General features: G+C 34.2%; 5 protein-coding genes. 1 reads left to right on the top strand and 4 read right to left on the bottom strand.

Going from position 1 to position 5248, the window contains the following annotated elements:
• Both ACWVCY_RS12060 and ACWVCY_RS12055 read right to left on the bottom strand, forming a co-directional pair.
• Positions 1 to 551, bottom strand: a 551-nt coding sequence (locus tag ACWVCY_RS12060; RefSeq protein ID WP_455143081.1) for a hypothetical protein, incomplete at its 3' end; no start/stop codon positions are given.
• A complete protein-coding gene (locus ACWVCY_RS12055) occupies positions 512 to 1024 on the bottom strand; it encodes a metal-dependent hydrolase (protein ID WP_455143080.1) in 513 nt (170 codons plus the stop codon). The genes ACWVCY_RS12060 and ACWVCY_RS12055, both read right to left, overlap by 40 nt.
• 292 nt (positions 1025 to 1316) lie before the next feature.
• Between ACWVCY_RS12055 and ACWVCY_RS12050 the strand changes: the two genes are divergently transcribed.
• The gene (locus ACWVCY_RS12050) at positions 1317 to 3110 is read left to right on the top strand and encodes a ribosome biogenesis/translation initiation ATPase RLI (RefSeq protein WP_455143079.1); all 1794 of its coding nucleotides are present in this window, start codon (positions 1317 to 1319) and stop codon (positions 3108 to 3110) included.
• 5 nt (positions 3111 to 3115) lie between these two features.
• Here ACWVCY_RS12050 and ACWVCY_RS12045 read toward each other — a convergent pair whose 3' ends face one another.
• Positions 3116 to 4291, bottom strand: coding sequence for a site-2 protease family protein (locus ACWVCY_RS12045; RefSeq protein WP_455143078.1), 1176 nt, complete (start codon positions 4289 to 4291; stop codon positions 3116 to 3118).
• A 257-nt stretch (positions 4292 to 4548) separates the two neighbouring features.
• The coding region (locus tag ACWVCY_RS12040; RefSeq protein ID WP_455143077.1) for a mechanosensitive ion channel family protein at positions 4549 to 5248 on the bottom strand (700 nt) is incomplete at its 5' end.

Genomic DNA, 5248 nt, shown 5'->3' with positions numbered 1-5248 from the left:
CCACAGAATATGGTTCCTGAAAGCTGCATCACCCAAAACCACGCGAGTTCTGGAGTAGGGTCTTCAGTTTCAGCAATCAAGTAATTTGATCCCCAATTATCAATTCTTTTCCCAATAGCAATTCGGTGTTCTGTTGTTACATATAATATAGCGGTTCGTTCCCCAAATAAAAAACCCGCTATGTAAATTGATACGAGTCCTGAAAATAAGTCAACAACATAATGGACCGCTATCGCTGTTGTGAGAAGGTTTAATTCAGGGTATAAATTAAAAGGAATTATTACCCAAAGAAACAACACAATCGCGTAATCATGCGATATCTTCCGAGCGGTATTTTGTGGACATTTTAATCGAATAAGCATCAATTCAAGGAAATCAGGAATTTGACTTCCGAATATTACGATTAAAATCCAAATGGGAGTAAATTCAAGGTCAAAAACCGCAAACCAGATAAAAATTGTGCCGAACACCCATTCTGTATGTTTTAATGCTTCTATTCTAGATCCACTCCTTAACCAAAATACATTAAGATTCCCCCAATTAAAAACCATGACCCTATTATGGTTAGAAACCAGAACCAAGATAGTTCATTTCCAATATTTTCGGAGCCTAAAAATGATCCTTTAATTATATCACGAATAAATCCCCCTATTTTTATTGATTGTTCTTTAGTGATCAAGCGAATCCCTCCACGATGAGTAAGCGGTGAAAAAATATAGATATAGTCTCGTCCTGCTAAAACATCCTCAAAAATATGAAGGATACTACCAAATGTTAGGTATCCGATAATTGGTACAATAATACTCAATAATATTAATAATCCTAAGAAATAAACTGTATGAGATAATTCTCTATGTCCTTCAGAGAATCGTTTTCCACGGAAGATGAACCAATCAAAAAGGTCGGGAAATACTGAACCAATACCTAGAAGAAAAAATCCAAGTGCGGTTACTTCTATGTTCCAGATTGAAGCACAAATCAAGCCAATCCCGAGAGTCCATTCTAAATGAGCAATTTGTTCCACTGATTGTTTAATCTCCGTTTATTAGATTTGATAAGCGATTAAAATTCTTTTTTTTTTCTTTTATAAGATGAGGGGTATAAATTTTATTTAATTTGTTCAAGTATTCTTATCAACCAAATTTGTAACGCCATAATTGGTGAAAAAAACAGTTTTTTTAATAATATTAATCTATTTTCCATCAAAGTAAGAAAAATATTCATGCCATAAGCAGAATATAATGGAATTGAGAAGTTTTTTCTCAATAAATTAAAAATGAATTAATTTTTCCTTTTAATATTTCAGGTAACGACTGATGAAGAAGAAAACGGTTGTATTAAGAAATAAATGTTCACCTGATACCTGTAATTACCGTTGCATTAACCTTTGTCCAGTAAATATGACTGGTAAGAAAAACAATCCCCAAATCGTTCCCAAAGCAATAAAACTTCGTGGAGATTCATTGTTCCCACAAATAGTAGAAAAACACTGTATCAATTGTGGTGTCTGTGTTAATGCCTGTTTTAAACGGGCAATAAGTGTAGTTAATATTCCAGGAGAAGTAGAAACATGGAGTCCAGTTCATGAGTATGTTGACTCTGAGTTCCGACTCTATGGTCTCCCCCTTCTAAACAAAGGCTTAGTGACTGGAATCGTTGGAGAAAACGGAATTGGAAAGTCTACACTCTTAAATATTCTTGCAGGAGACATCAAACCTAATGGCGGATTTTCGACCCCTGATTCCTTTGACAAATTTCTTAATTCATTGACAACTCCTGGAATGGCAAGATTCTTGGACGATGTTTCGCAAGGAACCATTAAAGTCTCTATCAAGGAACAGAATCTAGATCAAATGAAACATAAAGCTATTACGGTTGAGGAGCTTTATGCAAATATTGAAACTGAAGACACTGAAGTCATGGATATTTTAGAGGTGAGAAATCTACTCGGTAAGAGCTTAAATCAGACGAGTGGAGGGGAATTACAGAGAATTGCGATAACCTATGCCCTTATACAACCAGCTGATGTATATTTATTAGACGAACCTGCTACATACCTTGATGTGAAACAACGACTAGCTCTAGCTAGAATTTTTAACTTAAAACAAAGAGCAGGGCGTTATGTTCTTGTTGTTGAACACGATTTATCAGTTTTAGATTACTGGTCTAATCTTATCCACATCTTATGGGGAGAACCTCATGTTTATGGAGTCGTTTCACGCTCTCTTTCTGTTAAAAAAGGATTAAATTCGTTTTTAACTGGATGGTTAAAGGATGAAAATATTCATTTCCGACCACGGGTAATTTCTTTTAAAAGAACAGCAAAAGAAAGAACAATTAAGCTAGGACCAGCAATTTCTTGGCCATCAATGTCAGTTAGATTAGGGGATTTTAGTCTCGATATCAGAGAAGGAAGTATCTTTTTAGGAGAAATTATGGTGGCTGTGGGAGAAAATGGATTAGGAAAAACAACTTTTGCTAATTTAATCTCTGGTAAAATTCCAAATGTTGCCAAAATTCCTGCGGTTATTAGTTACAAACCTCAGTTGATTTCCAAGAATTATGACCTTAATGTTTCAGAATTTCTACAACAAACTACTGGAAAATATTTAAATACAAAATACTGGCAATTACAACTGTTAAATCCTCTTGGGATCACTCATTTTCTCAAACGTAACATGCAGGATCTTTCTGGAGGGGAAAACCAGCGGGTCTTTATTGCAGCATGTTTAGCTCGTGAAGCAGATTTATTCATCCTAGATGAACCTTCTGCATTCCTAGATGCCCTTGAAAGAACAAAAATTGCTAGTGTTATTAGAAACCAGATTAAACGTAATCCAGCTAGTGCTGTAATATCCATTGAGCATGATATTCAACTTGCTGATTTTACTGGAGATCGAATTATGCTTTTCAATGGGATCCCAGCTAAGCATGGTTATGTTTCTGGACCTTTAGCAAAACGTGAAGGAATGAATGCTTTTCTTAAGAGCCTAGATATAACTTTTCGACGAGACACAGAAACTGGACGGGCAAGAATTAATAAGGCAGATTCTCAAATGGACAAAACTCAAAAAGAAATTGGAGAATTTTACTATTCAACATTAAAATAATTAACTTATGTAAATAAATTAATTATCCAAGTGTATATCTCTACTGGAAATGGTAGACATAATACTGTTAAAACCAATCCTAAGATTGTTATAAGTTTTCTAGAATTACTCACTGAGGATATGTCATCAAGGGGACCTGGATGGCCTGTCTGTGAGTACATAAGGAGTAGTAGAATGGCAAAGAACCAGAATCCTAAGATTGTTAAAACTCCTGCACTAATATAAGTTACTACCCGATGATTTTTTTCCGAAGTTAGACTACGTGCAATATGTCCTCCATCTGTTTGTCCCATCGGTATTAAATTTAACCCAGTAAGTAATAATCCAATATAACCTGCGAGTGCAAGAGGATGGAGTATAATTTCAGATTCATAAAAGGTATTAGGGAATATTAAAAATGCTAATAGCTCGAATAGAGGTATTCTATATCGCGTAGGACTATTAAACTGGAGAAAATTTGTGAAAAAGATATCTTCTCCTATATTTGGAAGATTTGAGACTGTAAAAGATAGAAATAGACCCCAAATAGTAAAAATCAATGCCACTACGAATCCAAAAATAGGTCCTGATAACCCTACATCAAATAGCGCATTTTTGGATTTACTTGGGGATTTCTGAGTAATAAACGCTCCAAAAGTTCCAAAACTAAAAGGATTGGGGATAAAATATGGCCAACTGGCATTGATCCCATGAAGGCGTGAAGCTACAAGATGTCCTAATTCATGAATTCCTACTATACCCATGATTCCTATTAAATAAAGCCCAATAGTGACAATGAGATCTAATCCTGGTTCAATTTGTCTTAAAGTCCTCCAAATATTTATTCCTGAGAATATTACTGAAAGTACCGTAAAAGCGAAAAGAACTGCCGGAGTCTTTAGATTTTGTTTTGTATCTAGCATTCGTTCGTTCATTGGTAAAATAAAAAGCAAACCTCTTGATTCCTGTGTCGGATGAGCTCGAAGGAACGGAATAAAACCAAGAGATTTCAGTTTGGATGTAATAAACTGCATATTGCTAGAAAGATCACTTCTGCGAAGGATTTCATAGGTTGGCAGAACTAAAGTTTGTGAAGTGTTTCCTGTTCGAGGAGATCTATAAGAAAATGAGGTAACAGTGAACGATTGGTTTACTAATTCATCTATCTGAGGAAAAATTAAATTAAATGTATTATTTATCATATACTTATCAAGTTTAAACGTGCTAGTAATCTCTCAAAAACCCTTTGATACGATCACCTGAAATTTATTGTAGATAATAAAACTTCAACATTATAAGGATTTAGGATAAAACGATTCAAGAATTTTGTTTCTACCTAAAATTTTTCCTTTTTAAATGGCGTTTTACGTCTAATTTTATAATCTTTTAGAATTTTCACCGCTATTTGGAAAAAAAATCTGAAAGATCTTTGAAATCTGTAAAGAAGAATAATAATTCCTCATGCTAAAGGTTTTGATAATACTACAGTGGTTGGATATGGAATATCTATACCTTCGGATTTGTATCGTTTATAGAGGAGTTTGATAAATTCATGACGGATTTTAGCCCTATCTTTTAACTTTTTAGAATAGATATTCACATTAAAATCAATAGATGAAGGAGAAAATGTATGGTATCGGATATAAGGTAGAGTAGTAGGTTTTTCTCCTTGTACTTGCTCTACTACTTGTATAGCTACTTCAACGGTTACTTGTTCTACATGTTCCAAATCACTTTCATAACCTACTCCTAAAGGAATGGTGATTTGAATTTCTTTTGAGGATATTCCAAAATTCGTAACCGAGGCTGTGGCAAGTCGAATATTCGGGATAATAATATCATATTTAGCAGGAGGTCGAATTATTGTATGTCTCCAATTCATATCAACGATATATCCTTCTTCACCTGTATCAAGTCTTATAAAATCACCTACAGAAAATTCCTTAGCTGCAATAATATATATTCCAGAGAAAAAATTCGATAGGGTAGGTTGTAAAGCCAAAGCGACTGTCAATCCTCCAACACCTAACAATGTAAGCAATGGAGTTATATCTATGCCTAATGATTGAATAATTATTAAAAATCCTAGTAAAAGAAAGGTTAAGTTTACTATATTAGTAACTAGGGTGGTACTAGCTAAAGCTCCTTCTGTTTTTTCT

The organism is Candidatus Hodarchaeum mangrovi, assembly GCF_975850365.1.
This window is presented reverse-complemented; position numbering and strand designations above follow the sequence as displayed.

Bases quoted from the DNA above. Each gene is read 5' to 3' on its own strand.
- ACWVCY_RS12050 (WP_455143079.1), top strand. From the start codon at position 1,317: ATGAAGAAGAAAACGGTTGTATTAAGAAATAAATGTTCACCTGATACC.
- ACWVCY_RS12045 (WP_455143078.1), bottom strand. From the start codon at position 4,291: ATGATAAATAATACATTTAATTTAATTTTTCCTCAGATAGATGAATTA.